Origin of the sequence: Acinetobacter sp. FDAARGOS_515 (genome assembly GCF_003938865.1) — a bacterium.
Classification (GTDB): domain Bacteria; phylum Pseudomonadota; class Gammaproteobacteria; order Pseudomonadales; family Moraxellaceae; genus Acinetobacter; species Acinetobacter ursingii.
Window position 1 is genome coordinate 3,112,817 of sequence record NZ_RKIX01000003.1, and the last position, 22,804, is coordinate 3,135,620.

Consider the following 22,804-nt stretch of genomic DNA (forward strand, 5'->3'; position numbering starts at 1 on the left):
ATTCACTACATGAGCCAACAATTAACCTACCCTTATTTAGAGTTAAAAGTCAGTGCTAAATACCTGCATCTGTAGGATTCGCTTTTAATTTTTTGAACGACTGACTTTGTGGCATGTTCAGATTGGTATTTTTAGGAGGAATCGCAGATTGGAACCATTTTTTATACAAAGCATCCATCTGACCAGATTTCCACATTCCTTTTACGGTACGATCGGCCACCGCCTTAAATTTTGGATCATCTTTTGCAATCATGATGCCATAAGGTTCAGAAGATAGAACTGGCCCTACAATGGCAAACTCTTTTGGATTCGAAGACTTGGCAATAAGTCCTGCAAGAATATTATCATCCATGACAAATGCTGCTGCACGGCCAGAAGCCATCATTGCAAAGGAGTCCGCATGATCTTTACCATAAATGTTTTGCACATTAATTTTTTGACCACGCTCATTCATTTTGATGTATTTATCAGAGGTTGTACCCTGAGTCGTTACCACTGCTTTACCGTTTAAATCAGCAAGACTCTTAATGCCTGAATTAGCTTTAACCGCCATTCGCACTTCTGTTGCATAATAGTTAGTCGAAAAACCAACCTGCTCTTGACGTTGTTTCGAGTTAGTCGTCGTTCCACATTCCATATCAATATTGCCTGATAAAAGTTCAGGAATACGGGTAGATGAAGTAACCGCCTTATACTCTACTTTAAGATTTGGCATCTTAAGATCTTTCTTGATTTCATTGGCAAAGTTATTACAAATATCTACTGCATAACCGACTGGTTTACCGCCAACAACATAAGAAATTGGATCGGAAGATTCACGATGTCCAATCACAATTTTTCCACTTTTTTGAATTTTTGCCAAAGTATCGGCAGCCTGAACCTGTGTTGCTCCTCCGACTGTAAAAACCATAAGTGCTGATACAAGTAATGAGGTTGCTGAATGTTTCATAAAAACTCCTTGATTATAAGTTCTCCTCCTTTGGTATCTATTTGTATTATTCAACGATACTAAAGGATGAGCCTGTTTTTCCTAGTTGCAATTATCAAGCCAACTTTTAATTATTACTTATTATCGATTGATAATAGCTCTTTTTATACGCTTTTGAAAAAAAATGAAAAGGTTAAAAAATTCCTTTTTTGTTATACTTTAGTTTTAGTTATGGTTGTTTTTAGCTTAAGTGTCTTTTTTTTAAACAGTTTATTTAAATCATCTTAAAAAAATACGTCTCAATTGTGCACAAATTTAAAAAAATGCAACATCAATGAGCATTTCAACACAAAAACCAACATCACTGACATCTCTGGAGCAATTTCATCGCCTATAAAATTACGCTACATTTTTGTCAAATTTTAAAAGCACCTATTGTTTAATTCTTTTTATCAATCATCCTTACCTGAATTGTGCGTTTAGAAATATAGACTTTTAATAAACAACTCCATGGCACGTTGACTCTGCATGCTCTCTTTTGTGAAAAGCGCTCTTGAAAACTGAAGATGAATACCATTTATAGATTATGAGCTGATGATCATCACAATATCGTTGATTTATTCATATTTGAAACCATATAGATAGAGTCTCTCACTGCACTGTAAACCGTCTTTACAGTCAGCATTGAGTTTTTTTGCTATACTGTTTTTTTGAATATTTGATGTCTTAAATATTCAATTTATTATGTAGAGAACTAACTTCCTTATGATTCCAAATGCCTGTTGCGAACTTCCACAAACCAAACGAGGTCACGAACGACGTTTGGCACTTTTGCTCAGTGCAACGGAGCTTTTTTTGGAACGTGGTTACGATGCGGTATCTCTGGATGATATTGTCCATCATGCAGGTGGTTCAAAAGCGTCTATTTATAAATATTTTGGTAGTAAAGAAGGTCTTTTTAAGGCCATTTGTGACTACAGACGTGAACTTTTTTTTAAAAATATATGTGTGGCGTTTAATAGTCATGAGGATTTGAGAAGTTATCTCATCCAGACTTTAATTGGGTTTTATCAGAAAATTACCTGTGTAGAAAATGCAGCCTTTATGCGTCTTGTCATTGAACGCTCGCAAAGTGATCCAGAGTTGGCTTTGTATCTTCATGAAAGAGGCACTGAATACGTTCAAAAAACAATAGCTTGTGCTTTGGCACAAGCGACTCAACAAGGCAAAATCAACTGTTCGCAACCGCTTCATTCTGCAATTATGTATTTTGGTATTTTACGTAATATTGAATGGAAAGTGACGATGGGCGTTCCCATGAAAATTGATGATCAGGAAATTTTGGATCATATCGAATATTGCGTTGATGTTTTTTTAAACGGTCATAGAATCAGCTAATTTCTTTGCATTTTCAATCACGTGTAGTATAGTATTCGATTCTTTTTTCGTTCATTTATCAGCAACTAATTGTTGTTTAACAACAATTATTGTGGAGTAACCATGGCTCTACGGCATTTCTTAACTTTACGTGACTTATCTTCTTCAGAACTTCAACGCATTTTAGCTCGTGCAAGTGAACTAAAACGCTTACAGCATGAGAAACAGATATTTCAGCCTTTTGTTGGTAAAGTTCTAGGAATGATTTTTGAGAAATCAAGTACACGTACCCGTATTTCTTTTGAGGCTGGAATTAATCAATTTGGTGGCAGTGCAATTTTTCTTTCACCACGTGATACCCAATTAGGTCGCGGTGAACCGATTGAAGATTCTGCCCGTGTTATTTCAAGCATGCTTGATATTGTCATGATCCGTACTTTTGGGCATGAAATTGTTGAACAATTTGCTTCGTACTCTAAAGTGCCCGTGATTAATGGCTTAACCGATGATCACCATCCTTGTCAGCTTTTAGCTGATCTACAAACCTATCAAGAACATCGTGGCAGTATTGAAGGTAAAACTGTGGCATGGATTGGTGATGGTAATAATATGTGTAATTCATATATTGAAGCTGCACATATGATGGGCTTTAAACTGAAAATTGCTTCACCTAAAGGCTATGAACCAAAACCTGAATTTTTGTCTGAATTTGCACATTGTGTTGAAGTTTTTGACAATGCAGAAGATGCAGCCGTCAATGCAGATTTGATTGTGACCGATGTTTGGGCAAGTATGGGACAAGAAGAAGAACAAAAGCTACGCGAACAGGCTTTTGCAAACTTTCAAGTCAATGAAAAACTCATGGATATAGCACATCCAGATTGCTTATTTATGCATTGTTTACCCGCGCATCGTGGCGAAGAAATCTCTGAACATATGCTAGATCATAAAAATTCTGTGGTTTGGGATGAAGCTGAAAATCGCCTACATGCGCAAAAGGCATTGATGGAATTCTTGCTAAACGAATAATCAAAATAAGATGTTTGATGTAAAAAAACGCTGTTTTAAAACAGCGTTTTTTATGTTTAAAATTAAAAGCAATTATCGGATCAAACCTTGCGGCTGCAAAATAATTAAACTCGCACCAATTAAAACCACGATGCCACCCAACAAATCCCAGCGTGTTAATGCAACCTGATCAACAAAACGCAACCACATCAGCGCTGTGAAAATATAGATCCCGCCATAAGCAGCATAAATGCGTCCTGAAGCAGTTGGATGCAAGGTTAAAAGCCATACAAATAATGCAAGGCTAGCTATGGTAGGAATCCATAACCATGTACTTTTCCCCTCTTTTAAAATTAAGTAGGGAAAATAGCAGCCCAATATTTCAGCAATAGCAGTGATTAAAAATAACCCGAATACACTGAGTATTCGGGTGATTGAGAAATCTTCTAGCATCGATTAAGCAGGCTCAGCCGTTTGGTCTTCAAAGACAGAAAGCTGTAATCCAACTTCTTTACCATCTTCTTTTTTCACAGAAACAGCGACATTGCCGCCATGATCAGCCAGCTCACCAAACAAAATCATTTCAGCAAGCGGCTTTTTCAAATGTTCCTGAATTAGACGCTGCATCGGACGTGCTCCCATTTGACGATCATAACCATTGGTGGCTAACCAATCACGAGCAGATTGATCAACTTCAAGCACTACTTTTTTATCATCCAGTTGTGCTTGTAGCTCGGTCAAGAACTTATCAACCACTGATTCGATCACTGAAGTTGGTAAAGCTTTAAATTGAATAACGCCATCTAAACGGTTACGGAATTCAGGAGCAAATGCACGTTTCATCGCTTCCTGATTATCATTGCTATTATCTTGCTCAGTGAAACCGATACTGGTTCTTGAAATACTTTCGGCCCCAATATTCGTGGTCAAAACAATAATCACATTTCTAAAATCAGACTTGCGACCATTGTTGTCCGTTAATGCACCATGATCCATCACTTGCAGCAATAAATTAAATACATCCGAATGCGCTTTTTCAATTTCATCTAACAATAATACGCAATGTGGATTTTTGTGAATCGCATCAGTCAGCAAACCACCCTGATCATATCCTACATAACCTGGAGGTGCGCCAATCAAACGTGAAACCGCATGACGTTCCATATATTCCGACATATCAAAACGTACCAATTCCACGCCTAACAATTTTGCCAATTGTTTGGTGACTTCTGTTTTACCCACCCCAGTTGGACCTGCAAATACAAAACTACCGACAGGCTTATCTGGTGCTTTTAATCCTGCGCGAGATAATTTAATCGCAGAAGCAAGTGCGCTAATCGCTTCATCTTGACCAAACACCACGCGTTTTAAGTCTCGTTCAAGATATTCAAGCACTGCTTTATCATCTTTAGAGACTGTTTTCGGTGGAATACGGGCAATTTTAGAAACAATATCTTCAATATTTTCAATGGTAATCAAACTATCGTCTGATTCTGCTTTTAAACGGCGCTGTGCACCAGCTTCATCAATTACATCAATGGCTTTATCTGGCAAGAAACGATCATTGATAAATTTGGAAGATAGCTCTACTGCTGCAACTAAAGCTTTATCTTCATACTCAACATGATGGAAATCTTCAAACTTGGTTTTAAGACCGCGTAAAATATCGATGGTTTCAGAAATACTTGGTTCATTCACATCGACTTTTTGGAAACGGCGCGATAATGCATGATCTTTTTCAAAAACCTGACGATATTCCTGAAAAGTGGTTGATCCGATGCAACGTAAAGTACCATTGGCTAATGCCGGCTTGATGAGGTTAGATGCATCCATGGTACTGCCCATACTTGAGCCTGCACCAATAATCATGTGGATTTCATCAATAAACAAAATCGCATTTGGATTTTTCTTTAACGCATTGAGCAGTTGTTTCAAGCGTTTTTCAAAGTCACCACGATATTTGGTTCCTGCAACTAAGGCGCCAATATCCAGACTATAGACTTCAGCATTTGCAAGTGGTTTTGGCGCTTTGCCATTGACAATAAGCCATGCCAAACCTTCTGCAATTGAGGTTTTACCCACGCCAGGATCACCCACTAACAGTGGATTATTTTTACGACGACGGCAAAGAATCTGAGCGGTACGCTCTATCTCTTTTTCACGCCCAATCAGAGGATCTGTTTTACCTTTAAGCGCTTCGTTGTTGAGATTTAGCGTAAATTGTTCTAAAGGGCCTGCATTTGAAGATGAAGCAGCATCTCCTTCGATATCTTCAACCTCTTCTTCTGCCTGAATATCTTCTTTACGGGTTCCATGAGAGAGATACTGCGTTAAGGTCAATCGGTTGATTTGATGACGCTTTAGAAGATAAACCGCAAAAGAATCACGTTCAGAATACATCGCCACTAATACATCTGCACCTTCAACGGTACGATCACCGCCACTAGATTGCACATGAAAAATAGCACGCTGTAAAATTCGGTCAAAACTTTCAGTCGGATGTGGAGCTTGGTCGTTATTTTCACCAAGCTTCGGTGTATGTTGTTCTACATATTCTTCTAGTTCTTTACGCAATGAAACTATATCAGCGCCACACGCCTTAAGTGCATTAACAGCCGAATCATTATCGAGCAAAGCCAGCAATAAGTGTTCTACAGTGAGAAACTCATGCCTTTTTTGACGAGCCATGCTTACAGCCAAACGTAAGGATACTTCTAATTGACGACTGAGCATACGACCCCCTTTAATCTTTGGGTTCGATCTGACAAAGTAATGGATGACCTTGGGATCGAGCGTAATTATTTACTTGGTTTGCCTTCGTCTCCGCAATGTCTCTCGGATAAACACCAGCAACACCTTTACCTTCATAGTGTACAGTTAGCATTACTTGAGTGGCTTGGTCAAGATTCAATGCAAAGTATTGTTGTAAAATTTCAATTACAAAGTCCATTGGGGTGTAATCATCATTCAACAATACTACCGCATATAGAGGTGGACGTTTTAGCTGAGGCTCAGCAGTTTGTACTGCAATATCACCTTCTGGCTCGTTACTTTGCGAATCACTTAAGCGCGGATTGATATGCCAATCGACATATCCAGATTGGTAAAAGGAAGCTTTCACGTCTTTTAAACTAATTTGTCGCTTATTGGTTCGCATATACTCTTTGATTCACTCTTAATTTGCATTTGCTTCGGCTTGCGGGATTTCTGCAACAAAAGCAGATTCCGCCTCAACTGGTTTTCCACGTTGCCAGCTAAAACGTTTGGTAACAGGTGTAGCTCCTGTCAATCGAACTTCAATAAACTGCGGAGTAAAACCTTTAGGCATCGTCCAGCGTCCTGTTAAACGTTCAAAATCATCAAAATTGAAATTGTTGTCTTCTAGTGGCACTACTAAAATCTCATCACCTTGTATCAGACGCATCTCTACCGAGCCTGTTGCACGACGTTTATTTGGGCTAACTTGTACCAAATCAAGCTGATATTCAAAGGCATTTTCAGGCAATGGTTTAATTGCCAAATCTTGAATCGTTAAGCTCAAACCGCCTCGTTGACGTAATATCTCACGATAAAGCGCACTCATACCTTCCATTTGCGCCTTATCATTCTTTGCTTGAGTAATCCCCTGATATAAATCATTGGCATTGCTCACTGCAACATCTCGTTCTTGTACAGTTGCATTCAAACTTTTATTGACAGCATCTAAAGCAGTTTTCTGCTTTTGAACCACTTCAACCAATTGTTCCGCATCTGCATCGTAACCTACTACAGTCAATCCTTGACGATGTCCAACGGTATAACCCAACGAAACACTACCCAAAATCAGAACAATCGCTCCAATCACTAAGGGTCTGTTCGTATGCCAAAATGATGGCTTGGGTGTGTGTAGATCATCATTATTTATTTGTTCAGTATTCTGCATCGCCATCTCTGTTTGAAGATAGAACCAAAGCACACATTTAAATCGATATTTAAATGTGTGTGAAGCTTAAAAGCGTTTTTTATGGTAATAAACCAATACCTGTTAGACCTGCATCTTCGGCAAAATCAAACATCAGGTTCATATTTTGTACAGCCTGCCCCGCAGCACCTTTTACTAAATTATCCTGTACCGATAGTACAATCAATTTATGGGGTTGAGGTTTGTACAATGCAATGCGTAATTCATTTGCTCCGCGTACACTGCGCGTTTCAGGTGAGCTATTTGGCGGCATCACATCTACAAATTTTTCATCGGCATAAAATTGCTCATAAAGCGCTTGAATATCTGTATTTGCACCCTGTTCAGTCAAATCAAGATAAATAGTGCTTAACATACCGCGAATCATTGGCACCAGATGCGGAACAAACACGATATGATCAAAAACCCCTTTTTGACCTGAAATATTTTCGAGTGCTTCCACAATTTCAGGATGATGGCGATGTCCACTCACCCCATAGGCTTTAAAATTATCGGCATTCTCTGAATAGATCATTCCCATGCTTGCTTTACGACCAGCACCAGATACCCCCGATTTGGCATCAATAATAATGCTAGAAGGATTGATTAAATGATGTTCAGATTTCAATAACGGTGCTAAACCCAACTGTACCGTGGTTGGATAGCAACCAGGATTACCAATAACACTGGCCTTTTTAATTTTTTCACGATTTAGCTCGGTTAAACCATAAGCCGAGTCTTTTAAGACATCTGGGCAGCTATGCTGTAAACCGTACCACTTTTCAAACTGTTCTAGATTTTGTAAACGAAAATCGGCAGCAAGATCAATAACTTTAGTCTTGGCAGCAAGTAGTTCTTGTGCATGTTGCATCGCCACACCATGCGGTGTAGCAAAAAACACCACATCACATTGTTTTAATAGATCCAGATTCAAATCTGAAAATTCAAGATCAGTATGACCGCGCAGGCTTGGAAACATATCGGCAACGCGTTTACCAGCTTCAGTACGTGAAGTAAGGACTCGAACAGTGACCTGCGGATGTCGTAATAAAAGACGCAATAATTCAACGCCAGTATATCCAGTTCCCCCAACAATTCCGACAGAGACCACGATTATTACCTCTAAATTTCAACCGAATGGCGGATAGTATGGCAGTTTACTCGGATTTCTACAATCGACTCAGAGACCTAAAAAAAGCTTTTTAAAGGCGCTTCAAATTAGCCTTGTAATAAAGTATTTGTCACATATCCGACCATTGGTCAAAAATTACTTTAGCCATTATATTGAGATGGCATAAAATGAAACTAAAGCCGACATTTTAAACTGAATAAAACTTTGTAATCGCAAAATAAGTTCTAAAAAGTATTTGATGTCGTTAAATGACAAGGATTTAAATCTAAAATTTAAATAGGCTTCTTTGATAAATCCCCTTTATTTCTCCATACGCGAGAAAAATAAAGAAGGTTTAAATAATGATGAAAGAAGTCTAATGATGATTTGTCAGTATATAAAACTGACTCCTTACTTGACACGGATGACTAAAACTTCAGGGGTGAAGGAATGCCTTTTTTTAAAAGCAGACAATATCAATATAGCAATCTATTCAAATCAATTGGCATCGTAATATTGAGTAGTTATCTTGCCAGTTGTGGGGGAAGTTCCAACACCCCTCCAACAACACAGCAAAATAACGAAAATTCAAACAATCAAATTTTACAACCAAACGAAGTTCTAATTAAACTCCCTTTGGAAGTACATGATGTGAATCTTAAACTTTATGACAATACCAATAATCAAGTCGTTACTGAGGTCAGTTCTTTTAGCGGAACATCTTCAATTTTGAAGTTTCCAATTGAAAAAGCAAATCGAATCTATCGTCTTGAGATGACGACCAATCAAAACTCACAAATTTATGATTTTATTAATGATAAGTTTATAAACTTTGTGGGCACTTATCATGCATTGTTGTGGCCAACATCCACTGAGTCACGTATATTTTTTGCGAGTCCTGTATCTGAGGCCATTTACCAAAGAGCTTTAGTCCGCGCAGGTCAACTTCCAAATGAAAATATCGAAAACTCAAAAATTAATGACACGCATTTTACGATGGCAATGCAAGATGTAAATGCCGCACTACTCAATGCATTTAAAAATGAAAACACCCCGACTTTAAGCAATGCTAATGCATTAACCAATCTGAGTTATACTGCGTCTCCTCAGAATCTTTATTTAGATAGTTATTTAAGTTTTGGATACTTTGTGTATTGGTATAACTCACATAATCAAAGTAGCAACTATTATTCAGAATTTACTCAAAACATTGCACTCGATTTGGCAGATGGCTATCTGGATGGAAAAGCAGTGAATGGTAATACCACTGATTTTGCGCCAATGGTGAGTACTGTCGAAAATACGGAAGCAAGATTAAATACGGCTCCTGATATTGGAGCAAATCAAAAAACTGTTAGAGAACTGTTTGCAAGCCGTCTAAAAAATGCGGTATTAGACTTAGCTGCTCGTCAACTGCAACCCAGTTTAAATGGAATAGGCTATAAAGCATTGAACGAGCGCGCCTACAGTGGAACGCCGAATATCGCTTATAATACTGTTAATATTCGAACGAGTGGTGCGGGTGACTATCGACGTGCAGTTGGATTTACAACTTCAAGTATATGTGGAGATTCTATTTATCCATGTAAGCAAGGCATTACCGGAATAAATACTGAAAATACAGATATTAACTTTCCCACAATTGAATATTTAGTGGGTCGCTATGAAGCCAATAACTGTATTTTAAAAGTCCGCGCAACAGGCGAAATTGAACTCAGTCAGGGCGAACAGACTTATAAATCTAGCTTAAACGGCGGAAGTACAGATAACCTGCTGCAAGTCAATGCATCCACAAACGACTATATTCTAAATAGCGGCTCTGCTGAACCGAGCAATAATTCTCAACAATATCCGTTTATTCAGCTTAAAATTAAGGCTAACAAAATTCTGTCTGCAACTGCGGGTTTAGATAAACATACTTCACCTGCACAACTCGAAACCGAACAATTAAGCTGTAATTTCAATTAAATGTGGTTAGGAGCCGTAATGCATTATGGCTCCTAATACCACCACACAGGTAATTGATAACTTTTCAGTTGCTTACGATGCATGAAATATTTTGGATCGAATTTTTCAACTTCAGCCCAGAACTGCACGCTATGATTAAAATAACGCGTATGCGCCAATTCATGTACGCAAACATAGCGTACGATTTCAGGCGGCATTAAGACCAAGCCTGCATGTAACATAATATTGTGCTGTGCGCTGCAACTTCCCCATCGGGTTTTAGGTCTTCGAATGCTACAATCACGAAACGAAAGTCCAACCTGCTGACTGATTTCCTTCAGATATACAGGCAAATATTGTTTTGCATAGTCATAGATCATACCTTTCAACACGGTATTGCCTTTATCTTCTCGAATAAAGACACACGCTTGTTGATGATCAATCAGATAATTTTTATGCTGTTTACGCAAAATAATCTGATAAGGCTGATCCTGATTAAAAAAATGAATCTGCTGAAAATTTGAACTTGCAAGTTGTTGTTGCTGAGTCTGTTTCTGCCAAGTTTGTAATAACCACTCTTGCGAATGATCCAAAAATTGCTGAATTTGCTTTTTTGTACAAAATAACGGCACAGTTAAACGAATTTGATGCGGTTCGACACGTAAACGCAAATGTCTTGCCCTTACATGTCTGACCATCTTAATTTCGGGTAATAATTCCAAAAGCATTAAATCGCTGTACGTTCTTCAATCCCACTATTGGTTGCCACAATCGCAACAGATGCAGGATTCAGCGCAAAAATACCATTAGTGACCACACCAGGAATATCATTTAATGTCTTTTCAAGTTCAATGGCATTTAGGATATTTAAATTATAAACATCTAAAATCACGTTGCCATTATCGGTGACCACACCTTCACGGTAGACTGGATCACCGCCTAAAGTAACAATTTTACGTGCGACAGCAGAACGTGCCATTGGAATTACTTCAACAGGTAATGGAAATTCACGACCTAATTGTTCCACCCATTTTGAATCATCGACAATACATACGAATTTTTTGGCAATAGATGCCACGATCTTTTCACGTGTGAGCGCAGCACCTCCACCCTTGATCATATGCATATGGCGATCAATTTCATCAGCGCCATCAACATATGCATCCAAGCCACCGACATGATTCATATCCACTACTTCAATGCCTAACTTTTGTAGGCGCTCGGCAGTGGCCTGAGAACTGGCAACAGCTGCTTCGAGCTGTAATTCAGGTAGTAGATCAATCAGAAAATTGACTGTGCTGCCTGTTCCCACTCCTAAAATGCCACCTCTTGGCAAGTGTTTTAAAGCTGCTTTCGCAGCAGCTTGTTTTTTCTCATCTTGGGTTGCATACAGGCTCATGACATCACTCAACTATTATTTTTGACATTAGGACGAATTAATCGGCGCAAATGCCTAGGGGTTTGTTACAATAATCGTTTATTTTAAACTGTTAGATGGAAGATTAACATGCTGTCTCGTTTGGTTCGACAAATTTTACAGGCAACGGTATATGACGTTGCAATCGAAACCCCACTCGAAGCAGCGCCACGAATTAGTGAAAAACTCAATAATAACATTCGTTTTAAACGCGAAGATTTACAACCTGTTTTTTCTTTTAAACTACGCGGTGCTTATAACCGTATTAGCCAGCTCCCAAAATCCCAATTGGAACGTGGTGTCATCACCGCTTCAGCAGGAAACCATGCACAAGGGGTCGCTCTGTCTGGTCAAAAATTAGGGATACGCGCCATTATTGTGATGCCAAAAACCACTCCCGATATTAAAGTACAAGCCGTAAAGCGTTTAGGCGGTGAAGTCGTATTACACGGCGACTCTTTTGATGTCGCCAATAAATACGCGATTCAACGTGCCAAAGATGAAGGCATGACCTTTATTCCACCTTATGACGATGAACTGGTCATGGCGGGTCAAGGCACGATTGCCAATGAAATTTTACGTCAATGGCGCGATGTGGAATATGTATTTGTTGCTGTGGGTGGTGGTGGCTTAATTGCAGGGGTTGCCGCTTATTTAGGTGATGTTGCACCACATGTCAAAGTGATTCCAGTTGAATATGATGAATCAGCCTGTTTGAAAGCAGCCTTTGAACACAATCAACGAGTGATCTTGCCGCATGTCGGTTTATTCGCCGATGGTACTGCGGTGGCTCAAATTGGTGAAAAACCATTTGAAGTGATTCAACTGCAAAAATCAGACAATTCTGGGCCAATTGTTGAACGCGAAGTTGTATTAGTTAATACAGACGAGATTTGTGCCGCCATTAAAGATACTTTTGATGAATGCCGTAGCATTGTCGAACCTTCAGGGGCAATGGCACTTGCAGGTATTAAAAAATACGTCGAACAACATCAAATTCAAGATAAAAATATTGTCTCAATCGTCTGTGGCGCAAACATGAACTTTGACCGCTTACGGTATATTGCTGAACGTACTGAATTGGGTGAACATAAAGAAGCTATTTTTGCAGTTACCATTCCTGAACAAAAAGGCGCATTTTTAAATTTCTGCCGTGCTTTACATGGCCGTAATATTACCGAATTTAATTATCGTGCAAGTGATAGCAACCAAGCTCAGGTATTTGTCGGTATCAGTCTAAAATCAGGTCAGGCTGAACGTATCGAGATCTTTAATTCACTTAAAGAATTGTATGAAGTCGATGATTTGTCTGATGATGAAGTGGCTAAACTGCATATTCGATATTTGATTGGTGGTCATGCCAATATTGAAAATGAACGTTTATTCCGTGTTGAATTTCCTGAACGCCCAGGTGCCCTACTTACTTTCCTTGAGCGCTTAGGTCCAACGCATAATATTAGCTTATTCCACTATCGCAATCACGGCGCTGCCGAAGGTCGCGTACTGGTTGGATTACAGGCGACAGATACGCAGGAAAATCCAGATGTATTAATCGAAACATTGGAAAACATTACGTATCCTTATGAAGAAATCACAGCCAATATTGGTTATCAGCGTTTCTTGAAATAATTTTTCAGCGTTTTCAACCATAAACCGATTTGGATTTGGATCAACCTGCCTTATCGGTTTTTTTAACACTTCTTTGCACTAAAACTTATTCAAAAATAATAAACTAACCTCATCATTATGCATTATCCAAAATTTTAAAATTTAACTTATTATACAAAGATCAGGTTTTTTATGGCTCAATTCGCTGTCATTGGTTTAGGTAGTTTTGGTGCAACGGTTGCATTACAACTTGCGCAGCTTAATCATGATGTCATTGGAATAGATACGATTAAACGCAATGTTGAAGACATTGGCGATCAACTGACACATGCGGTGATCGCCGATGCGAGTGATGAACATGTGCTTGAAGAACTCAATATTAAAAATTGTGCTGCTGTAGTGGTCGCGATTGGCGAAGATATTGAAGCCAGTATTTTATGTGTGCTACATCTAAAAAATTTAGGTGTTCCTAAAATTTGGGTTAAAGCAAAAACCAAAGCGCATCATATGATTTTGTCACATCTGCATGTCGACAAAATTATTCACCCTGAAGAAGATATGGGCGTCCGTGTCGCGCAGGCTTTAAACTATCCGATGGTGAGTCGGTATATGGCACTCAATGATGATCATTTCATCGTCAAAGTAGAAATTCCTAAACATCTAAACGGAGTACATTTATTAGGTTTAATTGATGCCACCCATCATATTAAAACGATTTTATTACAACGTGGTAAAGATATCATTTACGATCCAGAACCTTCTTGTGCGGTACAATCCAAAGATATTCTCATCATAGAAGGTCATCTTGAACCACTCAAAAAACTATCTAAACGATTTCTAGGCTATGATGAAAGCTAAACTTAAGAATAAAACCTTTAATTTCAGTCCACCTTCTCTTTTGGCGTTGGGATTTCTTAGTTTTATCATCATTGGAACACTTTTACTTAAACTTCCTTTTGCCAATAACGGTAACTTAAGCTGGATGGATGCTTTGTTTACAGCAACTTCCGCAGTTACTATTACGGGGCTTTCCGTTGTTAATATCGGTCAATCGCTGACCACTACAGGTCAGCTTATTTTACTATTTTTGATTCAGTGTGGCGGTCTTGGTTTTATGACTTTCGCGATACTGGCAGCATTGAGTCTTGCTCCACAATTGGGACTAAAGCAACAAATGATGGCGCAGGACTCTTTGGGGCAAACCAGTTTATCTAAAGTTACCACCATTGCACAGTCCGTGTTTTTTTATTCTTTATTCTTCGAAGTCACAGGAATCATCATTTTAACGTCAATCTGGACACCAGACTTCGGATTCGCTCATGCTTTGTATTATGCTTTTTTCTATAGTGTATCCGCCTTTAATAACGCGGGATTTTCTTTATTCCCCGATAGCTTAGTTACTTTTCAAAGTCATTATCTTGCATGTCTTGCGATTAGTTTCCTGTACATACTTGGCGGCATTGGCTTTATGGTATTGATGGATATCAAACAAAATAAGCGTTGGAAAAAGCTCAGCACCAATAGCAAAGTCGTGTTATCGACCATTGCCGTTTTAAATATCAGTGGTTTTTTACTCATTTGGTTAATTGAAGCCAATAATCCACTGACGCTCATGCAAATGAATCTAGGCGAGCAAGCCGTAAATGCGTGGTTTCAGGCGACTGTACCTCGTTCTTCTGGGTTCAATACTATCGATACCGCATCTTTGATGAATAGCTCCACTCTACTGACCATGTTTCTCATGTTTATTGGGGGCGGCTCACTCAGTACCGCAGGTGGAATCAAAGTCGGTACTTTTTTCATTTTAGTATTGAGTGTTATTTCTTTTTTACGTCGAAATGATGAAATTCGGGTATTTAATCGTTCTATTTCCTATGAAAGTACGTTTAAAGCACTTGCTGTTGTCGTGATTACGTTAAGTCTCATTTTTATCGGTTTCATGACGATCTTAATCTTGGAACCACACAAAAATTTTCTGGATTTATTTTTCGAAGTAGTATCCGCGGCTTGCACTGTGGGTTTATCTCGTGGAGTTACAGGAGAATTACATAACGGTAGCTTATTTGTACTAAGTTTACTGATGTTTGCAGGTCGTTTAGGCCCTCTTACGCTGGCGTATCTCATTGCAACACCCAAGAAAAGTCGACTTAAGCATCCGAGTGCAGATATTCAAATTGGTTAATAATCGACTTTAATTTTTAATACATCGATTGAATAAAAACGCCCAATAAGTTTATTGAGCGTTTGATAAAACATAAATCATGATACCGCTTATATTGGATTAGTACCAATCCATGAGCGAAATACCCAAACCAAAATACGTAGCACGATGGTTGTAGTCAATCAGGCTTTCACCATAACCATCAAAGACCTGAAAGTGTCCACGTAACTTTCCACTGATGGGGAATGTCCAGTCAAACTGCGCTGCACCATGTGAATCATCACCATCTTTTAAAGAATGACGTAGCATTAAAGAAAAGTCATGGTCATTCCATTTATAAAATGCGGTTAGATCACCACGTCCAATATAATCCTCAATATCTGGATTGTTGTCATTTTTGCTATCTTCCTGAATGCGAACCCACGGGCGTAGCATTAAAGCAAAATTGTCTTTTTCAAATCCGACATTAAAAATCACACGGTTCCAACTACGCGACAATGGATCAGAACGACCATTCGATTGATGGTTTAAAGTCACACCAAGCAAACGTCCATCCAAACCAAATACTTTATAATTGGTACGGAACATTAAGCTTGCTTCAGGCTCATAATTGGTTTCACGAAACGGGCGTGACTCGTCACCATTGTAAACCTGCCAACGTGAAGACTGCGTATATCCAAGCCACAAATCGCCATTATTACCAATGATGTTTTCCCAAGCTTTTGTTTTCAGTGAAAGCTGAAATTTCGACTCAAGCGAATCTAAATTTTGATTTTCTGTCACCGTATTATTTGGGTTTGGACTTGAAGGAAATTCATTTTTCTTGGTCGTCCAGAAAACTGGCATTAAATATACTGGCTTGAATGCTCGGATATTCCATGTGCCCAATTTTGCCTTTTCAGAGAGTTCCCAACGTTTATCCAATAAAGACACATTCGGATCAATCGGGTCAGCTTCCAATGCAAATAAACTTCCTACCTTCTCTTCAACTTTGGCTTTTAAAGTCTCAGGTTTCGCTTTATCCTCTTTAGGCTCAACAGGTGCAGCAAGCTGAGCTGCAATTGCGTTTCGAGTATCTACAGGCGCTTTGAAAATCGCATCATAACAAGCCAGACGGTCTGCATTTGAATCCAATGCGACACATGCTTTGGCACTTGCTGGTGCGGCAGGTGCTTCAACTGTCTTAACAACAGTGCTTGGTGTTTGATTCGATGTCACCGACATTTCTGCATGTACAACAGACACCCCCATACAACTGAGTATACTCAGCATGCTCAGTTGTAGCGGTGTTCGTTCAAAAGATTTGAACGACATAAGTTTCTCCAGTTTTTCTTTTAATCTACTTGTTTAATTTGAAAACCAAGCTGTTCAAGTTGCTCTCGTTTTGCAAACGGTGCAACCACAGCTTTTATGGGTTTCTGATCAATTAAATATTGTTGCGCCACACGTTGTAAATCCTCTAGTGTGACATTTAACAAACGCTCTCTCAAAGTTTTCCTAAAGGCTGGCGTACGCGCATGCAACAGCGCATAACATGCCGTTATGGCTTCACCCGCAGGTGAACCTGGTTTATCCATGCTCGATACCAACCCCAAAATGGCTTCTTCAAGTTGATGGGGTTGTTGCTGTGTATGCAAAAGCCATTCCACACTGGCTTCAAAATCTTTAAATGTTTCAGCCAGACGTGGATCACGATAGCTATAAAAACGGAATGAACAAGCATTGCCATCGTAGCTTGCACCACCGCCATACGCTCCGCCTTTTTCACGAATCGCGCTGTGCAAATAACCATTGCGCAAATAGGCTGCGAGTACCATCAGCGGCGCTGCATCAGGATGTGCAACCTCAATGGCTGGATAAGCAGATGCACAAAACTGAACATTGGTCTGAATTAACCATGCTTCATCCTGATCATTTTCTGAATGCGAAATATTCTGAATTTCGGGAAGCTGTGCATCAATTTCAACTTTATCCCAAACATTTTGGATTTCTTCAATCAGTTGTTCAGAAAGTTGTTCCTCACAGACCAATAAAAACTGTTTAGGTGCTTGCAACAGCTTCAAATGAATCGCTTTTAATTCATTAAGCAATTGATCATAAGCCGTATCGTTTTGTTCAATATCATCGACCAGATCACTTAGCCAGTTTAAAGCATCCAAGCCAGTATTATGATAATCACGCTGCGCCAATGCACTCATATTGCGTGATGCAGCTTGCATCGCATAGCTATGACCAGAGCCAGACAAACGTGATTTCCAACGTGTTTTACGTTGTTGTAATAACTCAATAATTCGATCTTTTTCATCAAAACGAAGCTTTTCAAAAGCCAGTTTTAACAAACCAATCGCATCTAATCGCTCATTTAAGGATTTGGTGGTCAATGTCAACCACGCACTAATTTTACCTTTATCATCCACTTTACTACGTAATGAAGCGCCCATGCCCAAACCACCACTCAAGGCCGTTTGTACTTGTTGCAGAGTCAAATAATCATATTCGCCCGCACCCACTTCACCCATCAAAATTGACAATAAACTAAAATAAGGCGACTGCACCACTTCCTCTGGAATCTCAATCAACACCTGTTGATAATAAATCCCGTTGGTTCCCGCATGATATAAATTCAGAGGATAATCATGGCGATTGGAAATAATTTCCCGAAGCTGCCCCTGAACAATGTGCAAATCTGCTGGAACATCTTCAAGTCCGACTTTTGGCAATAAATCCAGATCATCAGGTGTATCCTGACGTTCCTTTAATGCTTGGGTTTTAGCCTCAATCTCAGCACGATCAGCATCGGTTAAATGTTCAGCAATTTTTGTCAGACGTGCTTTTTCATCCGCTTGCTCTTTCACAGACTTATCAGCATCTGGGATCAGGGTCATTTGTACACGATGTGGATTGTCCAAAAGATAGGTTTGAATCAAATTCGACAACCACATTGGGTCTTCGAGTTCTTCTTTAACCTGATCAATGGCAGTATCTACATCCCAAACATGAATCGGATCATTATGGTGAATCGCACTGCTCAAACCATTTAAGATCAAACTCAAACCATAAGGCATACCATCGCCATTGATTTCGCGCTGATGCAATTCGATCTGATGCAAAATTGCATCAACCAAGGCCTGATCGATCGGCTTAGAAGCAACATCCTGCAAAACCTTAAGCACGCCCTGTTTAAATTCCTCAGCATGCTCAGCATTTGAACCTTGCACTGCACAATAGAAAGTCATCTCAAAATTAGAATCATCCACCCCCATGAGCGGACCCGTCGATTGAGCATAACCACAAGTTTCCAGATAATGACGCAAAGGTGAAGCCGAATTTTCCAGTAAAATACCTTCGACCAGACGCATCCCTAAACGTAACTTGATATCGCTGGCTTGTGGTAATAACCAAGCCAATACATGATAGGTTTTGTCGGTTAAATCTTCACTATCGACTGCATAGGTTTCAGTCACTTCGATGGGTGCAGCCAAACGTCTTTCTGGTGTTGAATAAAGTGTCGTACCCTTTTCAAACTTTGCCAAAGCCAGTTTTTCAAATTGCTCTTGCAGATCATAAGCACTTTGATTTCCAAAAGTCATAAACACCGCATTGCTTGGATGATAATGCGACTTATAAAAGTTGACCAATTGCTCATAACTTAAATCTGGAATGTCTTTCGGATCACCACCAGAGTTATAATGATACGTCGTTTCTGGGAATAAATGATAAGCCAGTTGGTGATAAAGCTGATCTGAAGGTGCACTCATCGCGCCTTTCATTTCATTAAATACCACGCCTTTATAAACAGGTTCGCCATTTTCTAACTCAATACGAATCCCTTCTTGAGCAAAATCAAGCGGGTTCAAATTTGCTGCAAACGCAGCATCCAGATAAACAGATAATAAGTTTTGAAAATCTTTTTTATTTTGTGTTGCAAATGGATAAGCCGTCCAGTCTGCCGCCGTGAATGCGTTCATAAATGTATTTAATGAACGGCGAATCATCAAGAAGAATGGATCACGTACAGGAAACTTCTCTGAACCACACAGTGCCGTATGCTCAAGAATATGTGCTGTCCCTTTTGAATCCATGGGTTGAGTACGAAACGCCACTAAAAAAACATTTTCATCATGTGAAGTGGCTAAATGATAATGAACAGCACCCGTCACTTTATGAGCATATTCAGAAACTAAAATATCCAAAGCTTCAACATGATGTTGACGTACCAACTGAAACGCAGGATGTACAGTTTGATTAATAGTTCCAGTGACATCTACCGTCATGTGATCTCCTAAAATTTCGCTTTGATAATTGGTCTCCATTATAGCCTTAGTCAGATGCCATTTTGGTAGTTTTAATCTGACACAATTTCTTTGTTTTGCTGTATTTTTGTGCGTGTTTTAAAAAGATCATTAAAATTCAAACTATATTTTTACTCTTCATCAAATAACTGAGCAAATTTTTAAAAATTTAAAAGATTCTTTCGATAATTACTTTGCTCATCAACAAAAAAGCTATAGCCCATCTTTCTATAGAATTTAGCCGCATTTTCCGTATCTGTGTAAAGGTGTAAAACCTTAAAATAATTGTGGGCATAAGCTTCTACAGCCTCAAGCGTCGCCTGACCAATACCTTGTTGGCGATATTCTGGATGTACATAAAAACGCCTTAAGCGACCAATCTGATCATCTTGCGAGAATGTATCTTGGTTTAAACCACATATTGCGACAAGTTGCTGATTCAAACGCGCTTCAAATAATGCTTCGCCAACACCTGAAAACTGATTTTTCCCCATTTCAAACTCATCATACAAACGCTTTAGGAAACGAAACTTCTCATGCACAGAATATTCAACTAATACATTGAAATCGTGGGGTAAATTTAAAATTTTATTGATAGTTAGCATATTTACCCAATCAATATTAAATAAAAATTTAATGAAGTGGCTCAACTCAATCCATAACGGCTTATGTGCTGAACCAATGAAATTTATTCATCGAACTACAGTAAAACTGAACAATCGTGTAAACTGTGTGCTTTGATTTTACCTGTGAAGACAATCATGGCAACTGTTGATCTTTTTGCAATTGGAAATGCACTTATTGACCAAGAATTTAAAATTTCTGATGATTTTCTAATTCAACAAGGCTTGCAAAAAGGCACCATGCAGTTAACGGATGGTCCAACTCAAGCCGCATTATATCAAAACCTGCTCAATTCTCAGGATTATAAAGGTCAAGCCAGTGGTGGATCTGCGGCAAACACCACGGTCGCATTTAGTGCTTTAGGCAGCTCTGCATTTTATGCTTGTCGAGTGGGAAATGATGAACTCGGTCAAATTTACCTTGATGGTTTAAATGACGCCGATATTTACACTTCCACAAAATCAAAAACGGATGGCGTGACTGGTACTTGTATGGTACTGATTAGCCCAGATACAGAACGTACCATGCATACTTATTTGGGGATCACCACCGAGCTTTCTGCGGAACAGGTCGATTACGAACCGTTGAAAAAAGCAAAATGGCTTTACATCGAAGGATATCTTTCGACTAGTCCTTCAGCTCGACTAGCTGTCAAACAAGCACGCCAGATTGCACGTGAACATGGAGTCAAAATTGCTTTATCGCTTTCGGATCCTGCGATGGTTCAATACGCCCGCGAAGGTCTCAATGAACTGATTGATGAAGGCGTTGATGTGTTGTTCTGTAATGAACAAGAGGCCTTGATGTATACAGAAACACATACATTGGATGAAGCTTTTGCCAAATTGAAATTAAAAAATCATACCATTGTCATTACACAAGGCGCCAAAGGTGCTTCGGTACATTCAGCTAACACACATTTTCATTTAGGTGGTCGTCGTGTTACTGCTGTTGATGCCAATGGTGCGGGTGATGCCTTTGCAGGTGCATTCTTATATGCCCTTAATCAAAACATGTCTCTTGAAGATGCAACTCAGCTTGCTATTTTGATTTCAAGTGAAGTGGTTGCCCAATATGGCCCGCGTTTAGATATTGAAAACTATGCTAAACTGCTTAAAAATTTCCAGACTGAATGTGCATAAATATGGAAAAAATTTGCATGACCGAGGATATTCCTGAGCGTGAAGCGCGTTCTTATGGAACGCCTCAGGGAGAGACTATTTTTATTACGCAACGTGATGGCGTTTTTTTTGCTTATCAAAATATCTGCCCGCACCTACAAGTTGAACTTGAATTTCTGGAAAATCAATTTCTAGATCAAGATCAGGAATTTATCGAGTGTTCAACACATGGTGCGCTGTTTAATGTAGAAACGGGTGAATGTATTTCAGGTCCTTGTTTGGGTGAATTTTTGACGAAAGTTGAAATTCAGATACATTCAGATGGTGGAATTTACTTAACAGAATAATTTCTCAGGTTTTTGCCATGTCAGAATTTTTCTTCAACTACGACTTGCTTCCTTTTCATTTAAGTGTGGTTGCTTTAATTGTTCTCAGCATGGCAGAAACTATTGGTATTTATATTGGGATACGTCCCAGTACAATTATTCAGAAAGTTTCTCCAAATTGGCTTGTGTATTCACCACTTCTTAATGTCAAGTTTTCAAAAGTTCTCATTCTTGTTTTTCTTTTAATCAATTTCAGTTTTGCTGGCTATTTTTTACAACTTGCTTTTTTTGCCAAACAGCACAGCTTTATTTCGCCCTTCTATCTGATTTTTCCTGCACTGATTATTGCCATCTTTTTCACGGTTTTTATGATTCACTGTCTTGATCAAGTCATCAAGCCACAGATCGAACATCACAACACCAGTCTACTTGGGCGACTTGCAACCATCTCAAGCGGCAATGCTCGTCCGGGATTTTCAGCACAAGCCCGCATTCGGGATGAATTTGGTCAGATTCATTATGTACAAGTTGAACCAGAATTTGGGGAATTAGAATTTCGTTCACAAGTGATTTTAATTCGTTTTAAACAAACTCATTACATCGCCAAAAAAATTGCAGTATCAAATCACTTATTTACACCACAACAATAATCATGTATATCTTTTAATCAATAAGAAAAATTGACTTAGGATCATTCAAATATAATGAGTAAATTAAAAATTTAATCTCGATATTTAGCTACACCCGCATAACTACAATCCGACCATTTTAGTTGGTTATTTAATTTTGCCTGAAATTTAATTATTACTATTTTAGTCGGATTTAAAATATTAAATACAACCATTTTAGTCTGATTTATTTCAGCCTAAACAAGACTGATTTAATATGCTTTTCATTATTTTTTAAATCAAAAAATATATCTACAAGTGTTTGATATAAAACAA

20 protein-coding genes are annotated in these 22,804 nt (G+C 38.8%); 9 read left to right on the forward strand and 11 right to left on the reverse strand.

Annotation, left to right across the window (positions count from 1 at the left end; translation table 11 throughout):
* Positions 1 to 55 precede the first annotated feature (55 nt).
* Positions 56 to 949, reverse strand: a complete 894-nt coding sequence (locus EGS47_RS16475) for an amino acid ABC transporter substrate-binding protein (RefSeq protein WP_004989248.1) — start codon at positions 947 to 949, stop codon at positions 56 to 58.
* A 744-nt stretch (positions 950 to 1,693) separates the two neighbouring features.
* Here EGS47_RS16475 and EGS47_RS16480 point away from each other — a divergent pair.
* Both EGS47_RS16480 and argF read left to right on the forward strand, forming a co-directional pair.
* On the forward strand, positions 1,694 to 2,326 hold the full coding sequence (locus tag EGS47_RS16480) for a TetR/AcrR family transcriptional regulator (RefSeq protein WP_125269829.1): 633 nt from the start codon (positions 1,694 to 1,696) through the stop codon (positions 2,324 to 2,326).
* Positions 2,327 to 2,428: 102 nt separating this feature from the next.
* A complete protein-coding gene (argF, locus tag EGS47_RS16485) occupies positions 2,429 to 3,334 on the forward strand; it encodes an ornithine carbamoyltransferase (RefSeq protein WP_004989252.1) in 906 nt (301 codons plus the stop codon).
* 72 nt (positions 3,335 to 3,406) lie between these two features.
* Here argF and EGS47_RS16490 read toward each other — a convergent pair whose 3' ends face one another.
* From EGS47_RS16490 to argC, 5 genes are all read right to left on the reverse strand, one after another.
* Positions 3,407 to 3,766, reverse strand: a complete 360-nt coding sequence (locus tag EGS47_RS16490; RefSeq protein WP_004989254.1) for a YnfA family protein — start codon at positions 3,764 to 3,766, stop codon at positions 3,407 to 3,409.
* A 3-nt stretch (positions 3,767 to 3,769) separates the two neighbouring features.
* Positions 3,770 to 6,046, reverse strand: a complete 2,277-nt coding sequence (gene clpA / locus EGS47_RS16495; RefSeq protein ID WP_004989255.1) for an ATP-dependent Clp protease ATP-binding subunit ClpA — start codon at positions 6,044 to 6,046, stop codon at positions 3,770 to 3,772.
* A gap of 10 nt (positions 6,047 to 6,056) precedes the next feature.
* On the reverse strand, positions 6,057 to 6,470 hold the full coding sequence (clpS, locus tag EGS47_RS16500) for an ATP-dependent Clp protease adapter ClpS (RefSeq protein ID WP_004989257.1): 414 nt from the start codon (positions 6,468 to 6,470) through the stop codon (positions 6,057 to 6,059).
* A gap of 18 nt (positions 6,471 to 6,488) precedes the next feature.
* Entirely contained in the window at positions 6,489 to 7,241 is a 753-nt protein-coding gene (locus tag EGS47_RS16505; RefSeq protein ID WP_104794893.1) for a DUF6776 family protein, read from the reverse strand.
* Positions 7,242 to 7,314: 73 nt separating this feature from the next.
* A complete protein-coding gene (gene argC / locus EGS47_RS16510) occupies positions 7,315 to 8,370 on the reverse strand; it encodes an N-acetyl-gamma-glutamyl-phosphate reductase (RefSeq protein WP_171455441.1) in 1,056 nt (351 codons plus the stop codon).
* A gap of 444 nt (positions 8,371 to 8,814) precedes the next feature.
* Between argC and EGS47_RS16515 the strand changes: the two genes are divergently transcribed.
* Positions 8,815 to 10,332 carry a hypothetical protein gene (locus EGS47_RS16515; RefSeq protein ID WP_125269831.1) on the forward strand — a complete coding sequence of 506 codons (1,518 nt, stop codon included), beginning with the start codon at positions 8,815 to 8,817 and terminating at the stop codon, positions 10,330 to 10,332.
* Positions 10,333 to 10,364: 32 nt separating this feature from the next.
* Here EGS47_RS16515 and EGS47_RS16520 read toward each other — a convergent pair whose 3' ends face one another.
* The gene (locus EGS47_RS16520; protein WP_125269832.1) at positions 10,365 to 11,039 is read right to left on the reverse strand and encodes a SprT family zinc-dependent metalloprotease; all 675 of its coding nucleotides are present in this window, start codon (positions 11,037 to 11,039) and stop codon (positions 10,365 to 10,367) included.
* Complete coding sequence (gene rpiA / locus EGS47_RS16525; protein ID WP_004989265.1) at positions 11,039 to 11,710, reverse strand: ribose-5-phosphate isomerase RpiA; 672 nt, start codon at positions 11,708 to 11,710, stop codon at positions 11,039 to 11,041. The genes EGS47_RS16520 and rpiA overlap by 1 nt, the downstream gene beginning before the upstream one ends.
* A 108-nt stretch (positions 11,711 to 11,818) precedes the next feature.
* Between rpiA and ilvA the strand changes: the two genes are divergently transcribed.
* From ilvA to EGS47_RS16540, 3 genes are all read left to right on the forward strand, one after another.
* The gene (gene ilvA, locus EGS47_RS16530) at positions 11,819 to 13,357 is read left to right on the forward strand and encodes a threonine ammonia-lyase, biosynthetic (protein ID WP_005004090.1); all 1,539 of its coding nucleotides are present in this window, start codon (positions 11,819 to 11,821) and stop codon (positions 13,355 to 13,357) included.
* Positions 13,358 to 13,528: 171 nt separating this feature from the next.
* Positions 13,529 to 14,194 (forward strand): potassium channel family protein, encoded by a 666-nt coding sequence (locus tag EGS47_RS16535; protein ID WP_005004087.1) that lies wholly within the window; start codon positions 13,529 to 13,531, stop codon positions 14,192 to 14,194.
* On the forward strand, positions 14,184 to 15,518 hold the full coding sequence (locus tag EGS47_RS16540) for a TrkH family potassium uptake protein (protein ID WP_005004086.1): 1,335 nt from the start codon (positions 14,184 to 14,186) through the stop codon (positions 15,516 to 15,518). The genes EGS47_RS16535 and EGS47_RS16540 overlap by 11 nt, the downstream gene beginning before the upstream one ends.
* Before the next feature lie 99 nt (positions 15,519 to 15,617).
* On the opposite strand, the gene EGS47_RS16545 is transcribed toward EGS47_RS16540, so the two are convergent.
* From EGS47_RS16545 to EGS47_RS16555, 3 genes are all read right to left on the reverse strand, one after another.
* Positions 15,618 to 16,811 (reverse strand): phospholipase A, encoded by a 1,194-nt coding sequence (locus tag EGS47_RS16545; RefSeq protein WP_119686829.1) that lies wholly within the window; start codon positions 16,809 to 16,811, stop codon positions 15,618 to 15,620.
* Positions 16,812 to 16,831: 20 nt separating this feature from the next.
* Positions 16,832 to 19,771 (reverse strand): insulinase family protein, encoded by a 2,940-nt coding sequence (locus EGS47_RS16550; RefSeq protein WP_119686831.1) that lies wholly within the window; start codon positions 19,769 to 19,771, stop codon positions 16,832 to 16,834.
* A gap of 179 nt (positions 19,772 to 19,950) precedes the next feature.
* Positions 19,951 to 20,394 (reverse strand): GNAT family N-acetyltransferase, encoded by a 444-nt coding sequence (locus tag EGS47_RS16555; protein ID WP_119686830.1) that lies wholly within the window; start codon positions 20,392 to 20,394, stop codon positions 19,951 to 19,953.
* A 156-nt stretch (positions 20,395 to 20,550) separates the two neighbouring features.
* On the opposite strand from EGS47_RS16555, the gene EGS47_RS16560 reads away from it, so the two are divergent.
* From EGS47_RS16560 to EGS47_RS16570, 3 genes are read left to right on the forward strand one after another with little or no spacing between them, the layout of a single operon-like run.
* Positions 20,551 to 21,555, forward strand: coding sequence for an adenosine kinase (locus tag EGS47_RS16560; RefSeq protein WP_119686996.1), 1,005 nt, complete (start codon positions 20,551 to 20,553; stop codon positions 21,553 to 21,555).
* 17 nt (positions 21,556 to 21,572) lie between these two features.
* The gene (locus EGS47_RS16565; RefSeq protein ID WP_162897735.1) at positions 21,573 to 21,881 is read left to right on the forward strand and encodes a Rieske (2Fe-2S) protein; all 309 of its coding nucleotides are present in this window, start codon (positions 21,573 to 21,575) and stop codon (positions 21,879 to 21,881) included.
* A gap of 17 nt (positions 21,882 to 21,898) precedes the next feature.
* On the forward strand, positions 21,899 to 22,510 hold the full coding sequence (locus tag EGS47_RS16570) for an OB-fold-containig protein (protein WP_119686994.1): 612 nt from the start codon (positions 21,899 to 21,901) through the stop codon (positions 22,508 to 22,510).
* Positions 22,511 to 22,804 lie beyond the last annotated feature (294 nt).

Coding starts and splice junctions, on each gene's coding strand:
- EGS47_RS16520 (WP_125269832.1), bottom strand. CDS start 11,039: ATGCTTTTGGAATTATTACCCGAAATTAAGATGGTCAGACATGTAAGG.
- EGS47_RS16540 (WP_005004086.1), top strand. CDS start 14,184: ATGAAAGCTAAACTTAAGAATAAAACCTTTAATTTCAGTCCACCTTCT.
- EGS47_RS16505 (WP_104794893.1), bottom strand. CDS start 7,241: ATGGCGATGCAGAATACTGAACAAATAAATAATGATGATCTACACACA.
- rpiA (WP_004989265.1), bottom strand. CDS start 11,710: ATGAGCCTGTATGCAACCCAAGATGAGAAAAAACAAGCTGCTGCGAAA.
- EGS47_RS16480 (WP_125269829.1), top strand. CDS start 1,694: ATGATTCCAAATGCCTGTTGCGAACTTCCACAAACCAAACGAGGTCAC.
- EGS47_RS16550 (WP_119686831.1), bottom strand. CDS start 19,771: ATGACGGTAGATGTCACTGGAACTATTAATCAAACTGTACATCCTGCG.
- EGS47_RS16515 (WP_125269831.1), top strand. CDS start 8,815: ATGCCTTTTTTTAAAAGCAGACAATATCAATATAGCAATCTATTCAAA.
- EGS47_RS16545 (WP_119686829.1), bottom strand. CDS start 16,811: ATGTCGTTCAAATCTTTTGAACGAACACCGCTACAACTGAGCATGCTG.
- EGS47_RS16570 (WP_119686994.1), top strand. CDS start 21,899: ATGTCAGAATTTTTCTTCAACTACGACTTGCTTCCTTTTCATTTAAGT.
- EGS47_RS16565 (WP_162897735.1), top strand. CDS start 21,573: ATGACCGAGGATATTCCTGAGCGTGAAGCGCGTTCTTATGGAACGCCT.
- EGS47_RS16490 (WP_004989254.1), bottom strand. CDS start 3,766: ATGCTAGAAGATTTCTCAATCACCCGAATACTCAGTGTATTCGGGTTA.
- argF (WP_004989252.1), top strand. CDS start 2,429: ATGGCTCTACGGCATTTCTTAACTTTACGTGACTTATCTTCTTCAGAA.
- clpA (WP_004989255.1), bottom strand. CDS start 6,046: ATGCTCAGTCGTCAATTAGAAGTATCCTTACGTTTGGCTGTAAGCATG.
- ilvA (WP_005004090.1), top strand. CDS start 11,819: ATGCTGTCTCGTTTGGTTCGACAAATTTTACAGGCAACGGTATATGAC.
- EGS47_RS16475 (WP_004989248.1), bottom strand. CDS start 949: ATGAAACATTCAGCAACCTCATTACTTGTATCAGCACTTATGGTTTTT.
- EGS47_RS16560 (WP_119686996.1), top strand. CDS start 20,551: ATGGCAACTGTTGATCTTTTTGCAATTGGAAATGCACTTATTGACCAA.
- EGS47_RS16535 (WP_005004087.1), top strand. CDS start 13,529: ATGGCTCAATTCGCTGTCATTGGTTTAGGTAGTTTTGGTGCAACGGTT.
- EGS47_RS16555 (WP_119686830.1), bottom strand. CDS start 20,394: ATGCTAACTATCAATAAAATTTTAAATTTACCCCACGATTTCAATGTA.
- clpS (WP_004989257.1), bottom strand. CDS start 6,470: ATGCGAACCAATAAGCGACAAATTAGTTTAAAAGACGTGAAAGCTTCC.